Annotated in this window: 12 protein-coding genes; 8 read left to right on the plus strand and 4 right to left on the minus strand. The window is 70.6% G+C overall.

What is annotated here, in order from left to right; all coding sequences use genetic code 11:
* Nucleotides 1-191: 191 nt before the first annotated feature.
* Nucleotides 192-3,095: a D-alanyl-D-alanine carboxypeptidase gene (locus QF035_RS23100; protein ID WP_307522424.1), complete on the minus strand. Its 2,904-nt coding sequence runs from the start codon at nucleotides 3,093-3,095 to the stop codon at nucleotides 192-194.
* 226 nt (nucleotides 3,096-3,321) lie between these two features.
* Between QF035_RS23100 and QF035_RS23105 the strand changes: the two genes are divergently transcribed.
* The 6 genes from QF035_RS23105 (at nucleotide 3,322) to QF035_RS23130 (ending at nucleotide 9,224) form a co-directional block, all read left to right on the plus strand.
* Nucleotides 3,322-4,077 carry a GOLPH3/VPS74 family protein gene (locus tag QF035_RS23105; RefSeq protein ID WP_055615874.1) on the plus strand — a complete coding sequence of 252 codons (756 nt, stop codon included), beginning with the start codon at nucleotides 3,322-3,324 and terminating at the stop codon, nucleotides 4,075-4,077.
* Nucleotides 4,078-4,557: 480 nt separating this feature from the next.
* The gene (locus QF035_RS23110; RefSeq protein ID WP_055615875.1) at nucleotides 4,558-5,427 is read left to right on the plus strand and encodes a helix-turn-helix domain-containing protein; all 870 of its coding nucleotides are present in this window, start codon (nucleotides 4,558-4,560) and stop codon (nucleotides 5,425-5,427) included.
* Between the two features lie 297 nt (nucleotides 5,428-5,724).
* On the plus strand, nucleotides 5,725-5,925 hold the full coding sequence (locus tag QF035_RS23115) for a DUF397 domain-containing protein (protein WP_055615876.1): 201 nt from the start codon (nucleotides 5,725-5,727) through the stop codon (nucleotides 5,923-5,925).
* Nucleotides 5,926-6,255: 330 nt separating this feature from the next.
* Entirely contained in the window at nucleotides 6,256-7,410 is a 1,155-nt protein-coding gene (locus tag QF035_RS23120) for an ADP-ribosylglycohydrolase family protein (protein ID WP_307522426.1), read from the plus strand.
* A 69-nt stretch (nucleotides 7,411-7,479) separates the two neighbouring features.
* Nucleotides 7,480-8,268: an RNA polymerase sigma factor gene (locus tag QF035_RS23125; protein WP_307531355.1), complete on the plus strand. Its 789-nt coding sequence runs from the start codon at nucleotides 7,480-7,482 to the stop codon at nucleotides 8,266-8,268.
* Nucleotides 8,265-9,224, plus strand: coding sequence for a CU044_5270 family protein (locus QF035_RS23130; protein WP_307522427.1), 960 nt, complete (start codon nucleotides 8,265-8,267; stop codon nucleotides 9,222-9,224). The genes QF035_RS23125 and QF035_RS23130 overlap by 4 nt, the downstream gene beginning before the upstream one ends.
* Nucleotides 9,225-9,308: 84 nt before the next feature.
* Here QF035_RS23130 and QF035_RS23135 read toward each other — a convergent pair whose 3' ends face one another.
* Together QF035_RS23135 and QF035_RS23140 are read right to left on the minus strand one after the other, a co-directional pair.
* Nucleotides 9,309-10,853: a sodium:solute symporter family protein gene (locus QF035_RS23135; protein WP_307522428.1), complete on the minus strand. Its 1,545-nt coding sequence runs from the start codon at nucleotides 10,851-10,853 to the stop codon at nucleotides 9,309-9,311.
* Nucleotides 10,854-10,995: 142 nt separating this feature from the next.
* Complete coding sequence (locus QF035_RS23140; RefSeq protein WP_307522430.1) at nucleotides 10,996-11,781, minus strand: SDR family oxidoreductase; 786 nt, start codon at nucleotides 11,779-11,781, stop codon at nucleotides 10,996-10,998.
* Between the two features lie 98 nt (nucleotides 11,782-11,879).
* On the opposite strand from QF035_RS23140, the gene QF035_RS23145 reads away from it, so the two are divergent.
* Complete coding sequence (locus QF035_RS23145; RefSeq protein WP_307522431.1) at nucleotides 11,880-12,731, plus strand: hypothetical protein; 852 nt, start codon at nucleotides 11,880-11,882, stop codon at nucleotides 12,729-12,731.
* A 70-nt stretch (nucleotides 12,732-12,801) separates the two neighbouring features.
* On the plus strand, nucleotides 12,802-13,317 hold the full coding sequence (locus tag QF035_RS23150) for a DUF2165 domain-containing protein (RefSeq protein WP_055615881.1): 516 nt from the start codon (nucleotides 12,802-12,804) through the stop codon (nucleotides 13,315-13,317).
* Nucleotides 13,318-13,430: 113 nt separating this feature from the next.
* On the opposite strand, the gene QF035_RS23155 is transcribed toward QF035_RS23150, so the two are convergent.
* Nucleotides 13,431-16,769, minus strand: coding sequence for a tetratricopeptide repeat protein (locus tag QF035_RS23155; protein WP_307522432.1), 3,339 nt, complete (start codon nucleotides 16,767-16,769; stop codon nucleotides 13,431-13,433).
* Nucleotides 16,770-17,017 lie beyond the last annotated feature (248 nt).

Below are 17,017 nucleotides of genomic sequence, written 5' to 3' on the forward strand. Positions count from 1 at the left end.
TGAAGGCACTCCCGTGTCCCGTTGTTTCACTGCTCGGCCGAGCCCCGCGGCGGGCGACCTTGCCCTTCTCGCGACGCTAGCACGCGCCCCGGCCCAGAGCGCCGGGGCGGTACTCCGTCGGCGGGGTGCAACCGTTTCGGCACGGCTTGGGGGCATTACGCCCCCAAGCCGCCGCGGTTGCGTACGTCCCGTCAGCTCACCCTGGTGAGCTTGGACCCGTAGCCCGGTTCGACGAGGTCCGACTGGAGCGCGACCGGCACCTCGACCGCGTTGCCGCTCGTGCCGTCACCGACGCTCAGGGAGCCGACCTTGGTTCCCGCCTTGGCCTCGTGCGGGATGGCCGTGCCGTCCTCGCCCAGCTTCAGCTTGACGGTCTGTCCGGCCCAGCCCACCGCGGAGACGTCCTTCGTGGCGACGACCGGCGTGCGACCGCCGAGCCCGTCGTCCACGTACCCCACGACGTCACCCTTCTTCAGGATCTTCCGCGAGGTCAGCGCCTCCTGGGCGGCGATCATCGCCTCCTTGCTGACCGCGTTCACCGTGTCGATGATCGGCGGCTTGTGCTGGCCGAGGACCGCGCCGACGACGATGACGTTCTCACCGCCGACCTCCTGGGTGGCGGCGAACAGCAGGTTGCCGCCGGCCTTGGTGGTGGAGCCGGTCTTGATGCCGATGGCGTTGTTGTACGGCACGAGGCGGTTGTAGTTGTCCCACTTCTTGCCCGACGGGTCCACCCAGGTCGGCAGCTTGGTGATGTCCACCAGCGCCTGGATCCGCACCAGCTGGTTGCCGAGCTTCACCTGGTCCTCGGCGGTGGAGACGGTGGTCTCCTTCAGCCCCGAGGGGTCGGTGTACGTCGTGTTGGTCATCCCGAGGTCCTTGGCTGCGGCGTTCATCTTCTCGACGAACTCCTCCTCGGAACCGCCCGTGTCCCAACGGGCCAGCAGCCGCGCGATGTTGTTCGCGGAGGGGATCATGATGGCCGCGAGGGCGTCCTTCTCGGTGAGGACGTCACCCTCCTTGACGGTGTTGAGCGTCGACTCGTTCTGCGCGTCGTAGCCGCCCTCCGTCTCCGCCTTCGCGTCGACGGGGATCTTCGCGCCGTCCTCGCCGGGCTTCAGCGGGTGCTCCTTGAGGATCACGTACGCCGTCATGGCCTTGGCGACCGAGCCGATGGCGACCGGCTTCTGCTCGCCGAACTTGTCGACCGTGCCGATGCCGTTCACGTCCATCCAGCCCTGGCCCTCGCCGGGCCACGGGAGGGAGACCTTGTTCCCCTCGAAGGCGTACGACTCGTCGGCCGTCAGCGCGAGCGTGGGCGTGGGCAGCGGGCGTACGGCCTGTACGACTGCAAACACCACGGCCAGCAGCAGCACCAGCGGCGTCCAGATCTTGACCCGCCGCACGATCGTCCGCACCGGGGTCTGCCGGGGCGCCGGCGTGTTCGTCAGCTCCGCCAGCAGGTCCAACGGGGGCTTCGGCGGCAGGGGTTGCTGGGTCGTCCGCTCGGGGCCGACCTGCGGGATTGCGGCCGTCTCGGCGGCCGGCGGAACCGACGGCGGCGCGAGGGGCCTCGCTTTCGGCGGCGCGGGCTCGTCGAGCGGCTTGAGGGCCACGAATTTGCTGGTGCGCTCGGACTCCGGCTCGGCGGAGGGCGCGGAGGACTTGGCGGCCCAGGCCGGAGCGGGCTTGCCCTCGGCGGCACGGTCGGCACCCTTGCCGGGCTCAGCACTCTTACCGGGCTCGGCACCCTTGCCGGGGTCGGTCGCCGTGCCCTTGTCCGTCCCGGAATCGGCTCCGGAATCCGCTTCGGTCCCGGGCTTCTCGTCGGCCTCGGCGGCACCCGGCTTGGCGCCGCCCCACTTGAGCATGGTGGTGGGCTGATCCACGGCACGCTTCGGCATCTTGAAGATGGCGGTGGGCTGGTCGACGGGGGGCTTGGGGTCGTCGTCGGAGCCCGCATCCGATCCGGCGTCACCGTCACCGACGGCTACCGCGTCGGACTGGTCCGTGTCGGAGCCGGAGGCAGCCTTCGCGTCAGCATCGGCGCCGCCCTCACCGAGGGCTTCGTCGGCGGGTTCGCCCGCACGGGCGACAGCATCGGCCGCGGGCACGGCATCAGCCTTCGCCCCACCGGGGACCTCGTCGGCGGATTCGCCCGCACCGGAGACAGCGTCAGCCTCCGGCACGGCGTCAGCCTTGGTCTCACCGGAGACTTCGTCAGCGGGTTCGTCCACGCCGGAGGCAGCGTCAGCCTCAGGCACGGCGTCGGCCTTCGCGTCGACGTCACCGTCGGCGGAACCTTCGCCCTCGGACTCGTCGGACCCGACCGCCTCGGGCGCCGCGTCCGCCTTCGCGTCGGCACCGGCTTCCGGCTGGTCCTTCGCCTCGTTGGACCCGACGTCGTCACCGTCGGTCTCGGCGGCGGAGTCGGCATCGGCGGGAGCGTCATCCGCAGCCGGGGCCTCCTCGGCAGCGGCACCCTCAGGCTCGGCGTCTTCGTCCGTCTCCGAGTCGTCGGGCTCGGCCTCAGCCGACCCGCTCCCCGCCCCGGACTCACCCTCGTCATCCGAGTCACCGCCACCGGCGGCACCCTCGGCGCCGCCCGGAACCTCCGCGTCGCCCCCGGCCGAACCCACCGAACCGTCCGAACCGGATGTGTCCGATTCCGGACCGTCGGCCCCGTCGGCGTCACCGGAAACTTCGGCGTCACCGGAGCCATCGGCGCCAGAGGCGCCCTCAGGCGCCTCGTCGTCCGCTGTGGCGACCCACGCGGCCACCACGTCCCGCAGACGCGCGTCACCGCCCTCGGCGCCCTTGGCGGGGCCCTTCCCGGCGGACTCACGGTCCGCAGAACCGTCACTCCCCTGAGAACTCCCGGCGGCGGACCCCTCCGACCCCGCCGAACCCGCGGAGCGCTTCGTCGAGAACACCGCCGTGGCCGTGTCCACCCGGGCAGCCGCCGTCACGGCCTCTCTGGCGACCGCCAGCCGCGGATCCGGAACCGGAGCCTTGCTCCCCGACGTCGGTTCTGCCGACGACTCGTGCTGCTTCGACCTGTCGGGGGACTCGCCCGCCACCGGTGCCTCCTCCATGTGCCACAACTCCGTGCGGCCAACCGAACCATGAACCCGCCAAGCAGTGCACACACGCCCGGACATCCCGTGTCCGAACCATGTACCAGTGTCCTGTGTGCGGGCTTAACCCCCGTGGTAGACGAGAACGACATACCTATCGGTTCCACTACATTCCGGTCACGCACTCTCGACAGACCAATGTGAGAGGGGTCACCCTGTCATTCATCCACGCGGGGAGGCATGGATGGGCAGGAGCCGCAGAACACTTCCGGAGGAGCTTCTGCTGCTGGCGCTGGACCCGACCACGGGTACCACCGCACAGCCGCAGTCGCTCGACCTAGGTCTGGCCGGAGCGCAGCTAGTGGAGCTGGCGCTGGCCGGACGGATAGCCCCAGACGGGGATCGTATCGCCGTGGTGGCACCACGGCCGACCGGAGATCCGACCTTGGACTGTGCGCTGGAACTACTCCGCAGGCGGGGTGCTCCAGTACGCGCTGTGAACTGGATCGGCGGACCCCGACTGGGGCTGCGCCAGACCTATCTCTCGCATCTGGAGCGGTGCGGCATGGTGCATGCCGTGGCGGGACAGATGTGCGGGGTGCTTCCGACGACTCGCTATCAGGCGACGGACACGGAGATCAGCCGGGAGATCAGGGCCCGGCTGGACAGCGCGATCCGCACCGGCGTACCGCCGGACCCGCGGACCGCCGCGCTGGCCGCGCTGGCGCACGCCGTCGGCCTGGGCAAGCACCTCTACCCGGGGAACGAAGGGCGTTCGTCGCGCTCCCGCCTCCGGGATCTGATCAGGCACGACCCTATGGGCGGTCTCGTGGCGCACGCCGTGATGGACGTCCAGAACGGTGTGGCAGCTCAGCCACGCCGCAGCCCGGCACCGGCCGGCCGTCAGGCCGCCCCCGGAGCCAGGCCCGCACCGGAGCCCGCCAGGGGCGTCCCGATGCAACCGCGCCGCGGTTCGATGGCGCGTGCCGTGGCTCACTGAGCCGCAGTCCCACGGCACCCGCCGGCACGACCGCGACACAGCAGTACCCGTAGGACCAGCAGGACCCGACAACCGCAGTACCCGCCGTGCAGCACGCGGCACGCCTCGCGTGTCACGCACGTCAGCGCCGCACCGACGTCCCCAAGACCCGGTCCGGGAGCCGCTGGGACGCGCGGGGCGGTGGGCCGTACGTCCGGACGACGACACGGCCCGCCGCCCCGCGCGTCCGCATGTCGTCCTCATGTCATCCCTTGTGCCACCAAGTCGCATGTATCGCAACGTCCCGTATCTCCACGTACGACCGCGCGTCTCATCACACTTCTCACCACTCTTCCACGCAAGGTGGCGTGAGGTGGCGACAAGTGGCGTGTACGCACGGCATATCCGCTGTTTCCCAGCGGTAGCAAGCACCTTGGTGGCAATCTGCTCAACAGCAGATACGCAAAGTACAGACAGTACGCAGCCGGAGGTGCACGTCCCGTGGCGTCCAATGTCAATCCCACTGTGAGGCGACGCCGGTTGGGCCAGGAGCTGCGCCGGCTCCGCGAGCTCAAGGGCATGACGGCAGAAGAAGTGGCCGAGCGGCTGCTTGTCTCGCAGTCGAAGATCAGCCGCCTGGAGAACGGGCGGCGCAGCATCAGCCAGCGCGACGTCCGCGATCTGTGCGGGGTGTACGAGGTCGAGGACGTCCGGATCGTCGATTCGCTGATGCAGATGGCCAAGGACTCGCGCCAGCAGGGCTGGTGGCACTCCTTCGGCGACATCCCGTACAGCGTCTACATCGGTCTGGAGACGGACGCGGCGAGCCTGCGCGTGTACGACCCGCTGGTCGTCCCGGGCCTGCTGCAGACCCGTCCGTACGCCGAGTCCCTGATCCAGGGCGCGCTCCCGGAGGCGGCTCCCGGCGACATCGAGAAGCGCGTACAGGTACGGCTGCGGCGACAGGAACGTATCTCCGACCTGGAGAACCCGCTGCGGCTGTGGGCCGTGCTCGACGAGGCCGCGCTGCGCCGGACCGTGGGCAACAAGCAGGTGATGATCGAGCAGTTGGAGCATCTCGTCGAGATGTCCCACGTGCCGCATGTGACGGTCCAGGTCATCCCGTTCACCATGGGCGCCCATCCCGGGGTCAGCGGGCAGTACGCGATCCTGGAGTTCCCGGACGCGGCCGACTCCAGCGTGGTCTACATCGAGGGCGTCACCAGCGACCTGTACCTGGAGAAGGCGAACGACGTCCAGAAGTACAGCGTCATGTACGAGCACCTGCGGGCGCAGGCCCTGAACGCCGACCAGTCCCGGGAGTTCATCGCGGACGTCGCCAAGGACTACGCCACCGAGGCGGTGTCCTGAGACAGCGCGTCACCGGGTGGGACAGGTCGTCACCGGGCGGCGCGCGAGGCGGTGTTGGGTCGATTTCCACCACCCCCGGCGAGAGGGCGCCGGACAATACACCCTCGCGGTATCTCAGCGGAAGACTCCACTGGTATATGCCACCCGGTCGAGTGAATAGTCGCTTCGTACGCCGATGTTGGCGAGTAGCGTCGATCACGCCAAGAAGCAACAACCTTGGCGCAATCCGAACCGTGGGTTCCGGAACGAACCCGCAGTGCGGTGACAGCAACTCAGCAACTGGCTACCGGAGCGAAAATGGCAATCAAGCAAGGCGCCACGGATACGTGGACGAAGTCCTCGTACTCCCAGGGCAACGGCGCGTGCGTCGAGGTCAAGTCCCCCGTCCTGACGGCGCTGGCCGTCCGCGACTCCAAGGTCCACGAGGGCCCGACGCTGGCCTTCGCGGCCGGCTCGTGGAACGCCTTCGTGGCAGAGGTGAGCCGGGGCACCGTCTGACCCCACCACCGGATGCCTCGCGCGGCACGAGCACCAACGCGGCAAGAGCACCGACAAGTAGTGGATCAACAACTGTTCCGAACAACTGCATCAACAACTGCACAAGCACCACGAAAGAGCCCTCTCGTCCGGCCCGCCGTCCTGGCCGAGGGGGCTCGGCCCTTTTCCGGACTTCCCGTCTTTCAAGACCTCCAAAGGTGATCAGCTCCCCCACTGTTCGCAAACCGCTCCGACCTTCAACCGACCGTTCCCGTTCGATTACAGTGCTGGACTGTCGGCCGTACCGACGGAATCGGCACGGGATCGGATCGGGATCTGTAGGAGGCCTCGGTGGGTGCGACAGCCGGTGCCGTCTGGGGCCGTGCCGAACAGCAGGACTTCCGCAGCCGGGTGCGTGGCACGCTCCTCGGCGCGGCCGTCGGAGACGCGCTGGGCTCGCCCGTCGCGGATCGCTCGATGGAGGGGATCCGCGAGGCGCACGGGGCTCAGGGGCTCACCGATCTGGCCTTCGGCCACGGCAGACGCGGGGCGGTCTCCCACCTCACCCAGCTGACACTGTTCTCCATGGACGGCCTGATACGGGCCCAGGTGCGCCGGGACACGGGAGCCTGGCACCCGCCGACGGACCTGCACCGGGCATATCTGCGCTGGGCCGCCACACAGCGCGACTGGGGTCCGGACGAGCGGCGCAAGGAGGACGGCTGGCTGGCCCGCGAGGAGTGGCTGTACGCCCGGCGTGAGCCCGCGCGCGCCTGTCTGGTGGGGCTGGGCGACGAGATGATGGGGACGCTGGACGCCCCCAAGAACCCCGAGGAGCGGGGCCCCGAGGCAGCGGTACGCTCCGCGCCCTTCGGCCTGCTCGTCGGGTGGGAGCCGCAGCTGGTGATGCAGCTCGCGGTGGAGTGCGCGGCACAGACCCACGGGCATCCGACGGCCTACCTGTCGGCGGGGGCGTACGCCGTCGTCGTGCACGGTCTGGCGCGCGGTGAGAGCCTCGACGCGGCCGTCCAGCGGGCCTTGCAGCTGCTGGCCGCGCGCCCGGGACACCAGCCCGTCTCGGACGCGCTGCAACAGGCCCTGGGGGCCGTACGGCAGGGCATGCCCACTCCGGCCCGGGTCGAGGACCTGGCCGGGGGCGGTTCGGCGGAGGGGCTGCTCTCGGTCGCCGTCTACTGCGCCCTGGTGGGCGAGGACACCCGCCACGGTCTCTGCCTGTCGGTGAACCACGGCGGCGACTCGGCGGCCGCCGGCGCGCTCACGGGCGCCCTGCTCGGCTCGCTCCACGGCGAGACGGCCCTGCCGCCGTCCTGGCTGGCCGAGCTGGAGGGCCGCCCGACCATGCTCGTCCTCGCCGACGACTTCGCGATGGAGATGACCCAGGGCCCGGCCCTGCACGGCCCGGCGGGCTCCTCACCGGGCTGGCTGGCCCGCTACCCACGCGGCTACGCGGCACTGGCGGGCGCAACTCCGGTCCCGGCGGGCTGACCACCGCCCACCGACACCCATGTGACCGGCGTCATAGAGACGACGAATGCCGGGCGGACAGGCCTGGTCGTGGAACTTTCCCTACGCGCCCGCATACGGGCCGGTGACCCGCAGGCGTTCACCGAACTGTTCACCGCACACGCCCGGGCCGTCTACAGCCACACCGCCCGCCTGACCGCGGACCGGACCACCGCGGAGGACGTGGTCTCGCTGACCTTCCTGGAGGCGTGGCGCCTGCGGGAGAGGCTCAGACCCGACGCGGGGCCCCCGGAGGAGGACGCGCCGGCCGATCCCGATCCCCCCGGGGGCGACGGGCTGCGGCCCTGGCTCTACGGCATCGCCACCAACGTGCTGCGCAACACTCGACGGACCGCCCGGCGGCACAGCGCGGCGCTCGGCCGCCTCCACGGGCTCACGGCGGACCGCGAGAGCGTGCCGGACTTCGCGGACGAACTCGTCGTGCGCATGGAGGACGCCGAGCGGGTCGCGGCCGCACGGGCCGCGCTCAAACAGCTGCGCAGATCCGAGCGCGAGGTGTTCGCGCTGTGCGTCTGGTCGGGGCTGACCTACGCGGCCGCCGGTGAGGCCCTCGGGGTGCCGGCCAGCACCGTACGGTCGCGGCTCTCCCGGGCCCGGCAGCGGCTGCGGCGCCTGGCGGAGGCGGAGCTGGCCCGCGGACCGGCGCCGAGGACGGACCTGCCGGAGCCGAAGGGGGACCCGCCGGGGCCGGTCGGCGACGGTCTCCGGCCGGAGCCGGGCGGAGACCCGGAAGAGAATCCGGGACGCCCTCCCCGTACCGGACAGGTCCCCATCGGCCGCCCCCAAGCGGCCCGGTCGAGACAGGAGAAGCACCGATGAGGCCCGAAGAACGCGAGGAACTGGCGAGGCTGCTGCCGAGCCCGGGTGAGCCGGTCCTGCCGAGCGACCGCCATGACCTGATGAAGGACCATCTGATGCTGGAACTCACCACGGACGTGCTGAAGCTCGCCCCGGACGGGCAGGAGCTCGCCCCGGACGTCGCGACGGCCGACGAGCGGCCGAAACGCGCCGCCCGTCGCCGGTTCGCGCTGATCGCCGTACCCGTCGCCACGGCCGTCGTGGTGGCCGCCGTCGTTCTCGGGTTCGGAGGATCCGGAACCCCCTCCACCGACCAGGAGGCCGTCGACCTCCTCAACCGCATTGCCACCGTCGCCGCCGCGCGGGAGCCCGTGGCAGCCCGCGACGACCAGTACGTCTACGTACGCACCCAGGGCTCCGTGAGGATCACGGACAAGGACGTCCGGCACTTCCGCGAGAAGCGCTGGACCGCTGTCGACGGCAAGCGCGAGGGACTTGCCAGGATCACCTTCCTGAACGGTGTGAAGAAGGGCCCGCGCGACCCGCTCCAGGGGATGACCAGGGGCACGAGGGACATGAGGCTCGGCGTCGACCCGAACGTCATCACGCTCCGCGAGGTGGAGGCGCTGCCCACCGATCCCGACGCGCTGCTCAGGAAGATCTACGCCGACGCGGGCGGCGGGGACCGGCCGGGCCAGGCGCTGGAGAGGATCGGCGGGATGCTCGACCAGGCGACGCTCCTCCCCGAGGCGGGCGCCGCGCTGTACCGCGCCGCTGCGCGGATCCCGGGCGTCTCGGTGGTCGAGAACGCCGAGGACCACGCCGGCCGGTCCGGCATCGGTCTGAGCTTCGAGGAGCGCGGCGAGCGCCACGTCTGGGTCTTCGACGAGGAGTCCCTCACCTACCTCGGCTCCGACCGGAGCGCGCTGCTCGCCACCGGAGTCGTCGACAGGATCGGTGAGACGCCGGGGAGTTGACGGTCAGTCAGTGCGAAGGGCGACCGCTCCTGTCGGAGCGGTCGCCCCTTGTCTCATGCACACTTCGGCCCTGTCGTGCGGCACTCACTCCCTGCCGGTCGCCCCCGCGGGAGCCGGGACCGACGCGGACGTCGAGCCGTCGTCGTCGTTGTTGATCTTCGCGATGAGGGCGTCGCGTTCCGGGGTGTCCTCCGGTTTCACGTATCCGATGAGGATGTAGAGGACGAGCGAGACCGCGAGCGGGATCGACACCTGGTACTGCAGGGGTACGCCGCCGTCGACGTTCCAGCTGATCGGGTAGTTGACCAGCCAGAAGGTGAACAGGCCGAGCCCCCAGCTGATCAGCGCGGCCGTCGGACCGCTCTTGCGGAACCACGGCAGCAGGCCCAGCATCAGCGGGATCGCGATCGGGCCCATCAGACCGGCGACCCACTTGATGACGACGGTGATGATGTCGTCGAAGAAGCCGGAGTTGACCTGCGTCGCGATGGCCATCGAGAGGCCGAGGAAGAGCAGCGTGGCCCAGCGCGCGGCCAGCAGCCCCATCCGGGTGTCCCACTCGCGCACCTTGTGCGAGACGGCGGGCATGATGTCGCGCGTGACGACGGCCGCGATCGCGTTGGCGTCGGACGAGCACATCGCCATCGTGTGGGAGAAGAACCCGACGATGACCAGCCCCAACAGCCCGTGCGGCAGCAGCTGTTCGGCCATGAGCGCGTACGAGTCGGCCGGCACGTCCGTCTTGATGATCAGCGGTGCGACCCACATGGGGAAGAACAGCACGAGCGGCCAGACCAGCCACAGGACGGCGGACAGGGTGGCCGACCGCGTCGCGGACTTCGCGGAGTCCGTGGCCATGTAGCGCTGGGCCTGGTTCCACATACCGCCGTTGTACTCGAAGGTCTTGATGAAGAGATAGGCGATCAGGAAGACCATCATGTACGGGCCGGCCAGCGGCTTGGTGTGGCCGTCGAGCGCGGGCTCGTCCCAGACGCTCCACAGCGTGCTGAAGCCGTTGAGCTCGGCCATGACGGCGACGAGCATCGCGATACCGGCGATGAACTGGATGATGAACTGGCCCAGTTCGGTGAGCGCGTCGGCCCAGAGCCCGCCGACCGTGCAGTAGACGGCCGTGACGGCACCGGTGATCAGGATGCCCATGTTGAGCGAGACACCGGTGAAGACGGACAACAGGGTCGCGATGGCGGCCCACTTGGCGCCCACGTCCACGATCTTCAGCAGCACACCGGACCAGGCGAGCGCCTGCTGGGTGGGCAGGTTGTAGCGGTTCTTCAGGTACTCCAGCGGCGAGGCCACGTGCAGCCGTGAGCGCACCCGGTTGAGCCGGGGCGCGAACAGCTTCGCGCCGATCGCGATGCCGATGGCGATGGGGAAGGACCAGGTGACATAGGACGTGACGCCGTACGTGTAGGCGATGGCGGCGTAGCCGGTGAACATCACCGCGCTGTAGCCGGACATGTGGTGGGAGATGCCCGACAGCCACCACGGCATCTTGCCGCCGGCCGTGAAGAAGTCGCTGACGTTGTCGACCCGTTTGTGGGACCAGACACCGATCGCGACCATCACACCGAAGTAGCCGATGAGCACGGCCCAGTCGAGACCGTTCATATGCCCCCTCCCAGGGTCGTGTGACGCCCGCTCATCGTGGGTTCGATGGCATGACTCCGACAACAGCCCGTACCGCCAAGAGGAGGTAAAATAGTTCTGCTCACTGACCTCGGTTCATGTCCATGAACGAGGTCGGATGGGGCTACCGCATCAGTTCTCCCGCATTGACCAGCAACGACTGCCCGGTGATCGCGCGCGCCCGGTCCGACGCCAGGAACGCCGCCGCGTCCGCCACGTCCGAGTCCGTGGCCAGCTCCGGCAGCGCCATCCGCGAGGTGAGCCGCTCCAGTACTTCAGCCTCCGGCACGCCCTCGGTATGCGCGGTGAACTGCACGTACGCCTCCACGGGCGGCCCCCACATCCAGCCCGGCAGCACGGTGTTCACCCGGATCCGGTGCGGGCCCAGCTCCCGGGCCATGGAGTACATCGCGCTGGTCAGCGCGCCCTTCGAGGCCGCGTACGCGGCCTGCCGCACCTGGGACGGGGCGGCGACGGACGACTGCGTGCCGATGACGACCACCGATCCGCCGCGCTCCTTCAGCGCGGGCAGACAGGCGCGGGTCATCCGCAGGGTGCCGAGCAGGTTCACGTCGAGGACGGACTGCCAGGTGGCGAAGTCGGCGTCCTCCAGACCGCCGAAGTAGCTGTCCCAGGCGGCCACATGGACGACGGCGTCGACCCGCCCGAACCGCTCCTTCGCGAGCGCGGCGAGCGCCTCGCACTGGCCCTCGTCGGTGATGTCGGTGGCCCGGTACGCCGTGTGCGCGCCGTCCGGGTCGAGTTCGGCGGCGGACTTGGCGAGATTGGCCTCGGTGCGGGCACCGAGCACGGCGTTCCCGCCGTCCCGCACGACGGCCGCCGCGACCTGGTGACCGAGCCCGGCCCCGACCCCCGAGACGACGACGGTCTTGCCCTGGAGCAGTGACATTGCAGGCCTCCCGGCTCTGGCGGTTGATCTGACGGTCCGTCAGAGTAGGTCCGTCCGGAGGAGGAAGGAAGGCCGGACGAGGAAGGAAGGGGAGTGCCATGCTCGATGACACGCCGAACGACACCCGTAGCGAGGTGTACGCGGAACTGGCCGCCGTCGGCCCGTACGGCGTCCACCCCGGCCACGCCCTGATCACGATGGTGGAGCCGCATCCGGGGCACGAGTACGCGTACAACCGCTGGTACGAGGACGACCACTACTACGCGGGCGCGATGGCGATGCCCTGGATGTACACGGGCCGTCGCTGGGTGGCCACCCGCGACCTCCAACTCCTGCGCTACCCCGAGAAGTCGGCGGTCGCCCAGCCGGTCACCGCCGGCTGCTACATCTCGACGTACTGGGTCACCGACGGCCGCTACGACGACCACATGAAGTGGACCGTCGGCATCAACAAACGGCTGAACCGGGACGGCCGGGTCTACCAGGACCGCACACACGTCTTCACCGCGTTCCAGGACCACGAGGCGACGGTGTACCGGGACGGGGCCGCCGGACCGCGCGACTTCCACGCGCTGGACCACCCGTACGCGGGCCTGGTGGTGGAGGTCGTCGACGCCGAATCACCCGACCGGCGGGCCGAGTTGCTGGAGTGGCTGCGCTCCCGCCACCTGCCCGAACGCCTCGCCGGCTCCCCCGCCGCCATGGTCACGGTCTTCCGCCCGACCCCGCTCCCCGGCGACCGCATGACGTACGTGAAACAGGTCGAGGGCGTCGATACGCGGCTGACGCTGCTGTGGTTCCTGGAGGCGGATCCGCGGGAGTGCTGGGATCCGTACTTCACGGGGCTGGACGATCCCGTGGCCGAAACAGGGCTGGGGCGCGTCGAGTTGGTGGCGCCCTTCATTCCGACGGTGCCGGGTACGGACCGGTACGTCGACCGCTTGCGGTGACCCGCCGCGCGGCATACACACAGGTCCCTCGCGGTTGACCAACACACCTACGCGAAAGGGGACTTGAAGAATGGCCGCAGCACGCGCGCTTCCGCTCACCGCGACCCTGCTCACCGGCACGGTCGCGCTCTACATCACGCTCGTGGCGTTCGGGAACATCACCGACTTCGGCACCAACCAGCAGTTCGTCCAGCACGTCCTGGCCATGGACACCACCTTCAAGGACGACGACCTGATGTGGCGGGCCGTCGAGTCCAAGGGGCTCCAGGACGCCGCGTACATAGCGATCATCGTCTGGGAGACGATCGCGGCGCTCGTCCTGATCCTGGGCACGTTCCAGTGGCTTCGCCACGATCATCTCCGGGCGCGGCGGACGTCCACGCTCGGGCTGCTGATGCTGATGCTGCTCTTCGGGGCCGGGTTTCTCGCCATCGGTGGCGAGTGGTTCGCGATGTGGCAGTCGGAGGACTGGAACGGGCTCGATGCGGCGATGCGGGTCTTTTTGTTGAGCGGGGTCGTGCTGGTGGTGATTCACCTGCCGGTGGAGCGGGCCGGGGGTTCGTCCGGCTCGGGTGCCGAGGGCTAGTTCCGCTCCGCGGACGGGGTGGGTGGCGGGGGGCGTTGTTCGATGGCTGCGGGCCGGTGGGGGCTGGTCGCGCGGTTCCCCGCGCCCCTGACGGGGCGCGGCTCCGTCGTCCGTCATTGGGCGTGGCGGGTTCGGATCTCGTCGCGGGCCGTTGTGACCTCTGCCAGTAGGGCGGTGAGGCGGTCTCGGTCCGAGCCGGGGCTCTCCAGTACGTCGGTGAGGATGGCGGCCAGGTTCGCCAGATCGTTCCAGCCGGGGGTCATGGCCAGGAAGTCGGTCAGTCCTCGGTCGGCGGCGGGCCAGTCCGCGAGGGCGCAGGCGACGAAACAGCGGCCCTGGGCGCGCTCCGGCTCGTCCAGGCCGCCGCCCTCCTCGATCATCCGGGCCAGCTCCAGCCAGAGGGCTTCCGCGGCCGGCAGTCCTTCGGATCTGCTGACGGTCACGGCCAGTTGGAAGACGCCTGGAACCGGCTCCGCCTCCCGCATCCGCTCGGCCAGTTGCCGGGCCTCGGTCCACCGCCCCGCGTGCCGGTGTGCCTCGACGCGGAGGTCGTCCAGGTCGTCGTCGGGCGTCGGCGCCCGGTCGGCGTCGGCCAGGCGGGCCCTCACCTCGTCCCAGCGGTCGCACAGCATCAGCAGCTCCACGGCCTCACGGCGTGCCCAGTTCTCCTCCGTCCCCAGTTCGACGCACCGGTCCAGGTCGGCCAGCGCCCGCTCGGTCCGGCCGGTCGCCAGGCCGACCCGGGCGCGTGAGGCGCAGGCCCATCCGTGGTCCGGGTTCAGCTCCAGGGCGCGGTCCAGGTGGCGGAGGGCCTCCGGGTAGTCCTTCATGACGCGGTAGGTCCCGCCGAGACCGGCCAGTGTGACGTGGTCGTCCGGGCTGCGTTCGAGTATGCGGTGGAAGACGGTGACCGCCTCCTCGTGCCTGCCCGCGTTGCGGTACTCCACGCCCAGTTCGTGACTGATCCAGTCGACGTCGGGATCCGTGTCCACGGCTCGCCGCAGGTCCTCGAACATGCCTGCCCGGTCGCCCAGTTCGTCCTTCGTGCGGGACCGCATGACCAGCGCCCAGGAGTAGTCGGGCTCCAACTCGACCGCCCTGTCCAGGTCGGCCAACGCCTCCTCGTACCTGCCCAGTTCGTGGAGGGCCTGACCGCGACTGGCCAGGGCCGAGGCGTAGTCCGGTTCGAGGGAGACGGCCCGGCCGAGCTCGGTGACGGCCTCCTCGTACCGGTCGACGTGCCGGTAGGCGTCACCCCGCTCGGACGCGACCCATGCCTCGTCGGGCGCGAGCGCGACCGCGCGGTCGAAGTCGGCGAACGCCTCGTCCGGCTCCCCTCTGTCCCGGCGCAGCCGAGCCCTCCGCACCAGCGCCCACACGTACTCCCCGTCGATGCTCAGCGCACGGTCGAAGTCGGCGAGCGCCTCGTCGTACCGCCCGAGAACCTGTCGGCACACAGCTCGCCCGGTCAGGGCCTCGTCATTGGTCGGGTCGAGGGCGACGGCACGGTCGAAATCCGCGACGGCCTCCTCGAAACGGGCCGAGAGCCGATAGGTCTCGGCGCGCTCGGAGATGATCCACCCGGTGTCGGGGGCCAGTTCGTCCGCCCGGTCGAAGGCGGCCAGCGCGGCCGGGAGGTCGTTCATCAGCCGGTGGGTGAAGCCGCGGCCGTAGTGGGCCCAGGCCAGCTCCGGATCGAGTTCGAGTGCCCGGGCGTACTCCTCCAGTGCCCGCCCGTACTCCCCGCCGTGGCGCAGCTCCCTGCCCCGCAGTGTGTGCGCCGCCGCCCGGCCGCCGGTGTCCAGTCCCGGCCGGGCCAGGAGCAGGGCCATCGCTCCCGCCACCCCGGTCTCGTCGTCCGCGAGCGCCTCGCCCAGCTCCCGGCCCCACTCCCGCAGGGCCGCGTTGTCCGTCGCGTCGCCCGCCTCCGCCAGCATCCGCGCCCAGCGACGGCCGGCGACCGCGTCCTCACGGCAGGTCAGGACCAGCGACCGCAGTGCCTCACCGAGAGCCGTGGGCGGCCGGGCGCAGAGCAGGTGGTACGTCTCCTCCAGGCGCAGCCCGCGCCACTCCTCGTCCTCCCACAGGTCCTCGGGCTCCCGGCCGGCCCCGACGTCGTTGCCCCACCGGGCGAACGCCTCCGCCAGCCGCCGGTGCCGCCCGGCCCACTCGCGCGGGGACCTGCGTCGCTCCCTGCGCAGCATCGGTGCCCGTACGACGTCGTGGTACTGCACCCGCTCGCCGCGTTCGCCGACGAACGGCAGCCCGGTCAACCACTCGTACAGCGCGTCCAGTTCGTCGTCCGGGCGGTCGACGACCAGGACCCGGAAAACGTCCGCGTCGAGCCACCGGGGCAGGGCGCAGATCCCGGCGACCTTGCGGCGGACGTCCGGTTCCGACCTCAGGAACAGTTCCACGGCGTCGGCGCTCGGGTCGCTCACGGCGTCCGCGTCGCCGGGGCGCTTGTTCGCGAGCGTCGACACGAGGACGGGCAGACCGCCCGTGAGGCGCAGCACCTCCTCGACGACCGGCTCGGCCACGACGCCCTTCCCGGCGAGCAGCCTGCGCGACTCGGTCTCGGTGAACGGCGCGAGCGGCACGTCCTCGACCGGGTCCAGGCCGCGCCAGCGGGCGGGGTCCAGCGGTCGCTGTCCGGCGGTGACCACGACGACGGTGGCGGGCAGCCCGCCGTCCACCGTGCCGCGCGTGATCATCTCGTGCAGCCACGGGTCCAGATACAGGCCTGTCCGCTCGTACGTGTCGAAGAACAGGACGATCCACTCGGAGGCGGAGGAGGAAGCGGCGGCGGCAGCGCGCAGTTCGCGGAGCAGGATCGGCGTGAGCACCTTCTCGGGTGACGTCACGAGTTCGATGTCGTCGGGGTTGCGGAAGCGGGCGCCGAGGCCGGCCCGCAGGTGGTCGGCGCCCAGCGCGAGCCGGTCCGCCTGGAAGGCGCTCGTCAGGAGACTCCCGCCCGGCAGGGTGGCCTCCACGGCGGCGAGGCCCAGCCCGACCGCGGCCCTGCTGCCGGCCGACGCCGTCTCCGGCTCCGGTGCGGGGCCGCCGGCGAGCGCGGCGAGGGCGGCCGCCTCCGCCTCGTGCCGCCGTTGCCGGTACGCGGTCAGCCGCCGCTCCAGGTCCTTCAACCGCCGTCCCTGGTAGGCGAATTGCTCGCAGATCTCCGACAGCGCCTCCGGGACGCTTCCGGCATGCTCGTCGACGTACGCCGTGAGCGCACCGCGTTCGCGTGCCAGGTGCTGCAACTCCTGTACCAGGAAGGTCTTTCCGACGCCTGCGGTGCCGTGCACGTGGAAGCGGAAGCGCTGTCCGGGGTCGCCGGGCCGGAGGTCGAAGTTCCGCAGGAACACGGCCCGTTCGGTGTCCCGGCCGACGAATCCGGCACGGTTGCCCTGCTGGATCAGCTCCTGCCTCGACGGCCCTGCCTGCGCCACCCGCCCGCCTCCTTGCCGCTCCCGGTCCCGCTTCTGGTCCGGGGTCCGGGTCCCAGTCTGGCCCAGCCCACGGAAATGACCTAGGAGTCGGCAGGCGGGGCGGTCCTTCCTCACATCCGTCTCCCGTCATCCACCTTCCGGTCATCCGTCGTCCGATGGAGAGGGCCGAGAGCCGGTCCGCCTCGGGTACCACCGGCCGGGACCGAGCGGTACGCGCGATGGACTTTTCCCCCGGAACTCAACTGTCC

The sequence above is a fragment of the Streptomyces umbrinus genome (assembly GCF_030817415.1).
Taxonomy (GTDB): Bacteria; Actinomycetota; Actinomycetes; order Streptomycetales; family Streptomycetaceae; genus Streptomyces; species Streptomyces umbrinus_A.

What these genes read in the sequence shown, in the direction of transcription:
- QF035_RS23100 (WP_307522424.1), bottom strand. Translation starts at nt 3,095, where the DNA reads ATGGAGGAGGCACCGGTGGCGGGCGAGTCCCCCGACAGGTCGAAGCAG.
- QF035_RS23105 (WP_055615874.1), top strand. Translation starts at nt 3,322, where the DNA reads ATGGGCAGGAGCCGCAGAACACTTCCGGAGGAGCTTCTGCTGCTGGCG.
- QF035_RS23115 (WP_055615876.1), top strand. Translation starts at nt 5,725, where the DNA reads ATGGCAATCAAGCAAGGCGCCACGGATACGTGGACGAAGTCCTCGTAC.
- QF035_RS23130 (WP_307522427.1), top strand. Translation starts at nt 8,265, where the DNA reads ATGAGGCCCGAAGAACGCGAGGAACTGGCGAGGCTGCTGCCGAGCCCG.
- QF035_RS23135 (WP_307522428.1), bottom strand. Translation starts at nt 10,853, where the DNA reads ATGAACGGTCTCGACTGGGCCGTGCTCATCGGCTACTTCGGTGTGATG.
- QF035_RS23140 (WP_307522430.1), bottom strand. Translation starts at nt 11,781, where the DNA reads ATGTCACTGCTCCAGGGCAAGACCGTCGTCGTCTCGGGGGTCGGGGCC.
- QF035_RS23145 (WP_307522431.1), top strand. Translation starts at nt 11,880, where the DNA reads ATGCTCGATGACACGCCGAACGACACCCGTAGCGAGGTGTACGCGGAA.
- QF035_RS23150 (WP_055615881.1), top strand. Translation starts at nt 12,802, where the DNA reads ATGGCCGCAGCACGCGCGCTTCCGCTCACCGCGACCCTGCTCACCGGC.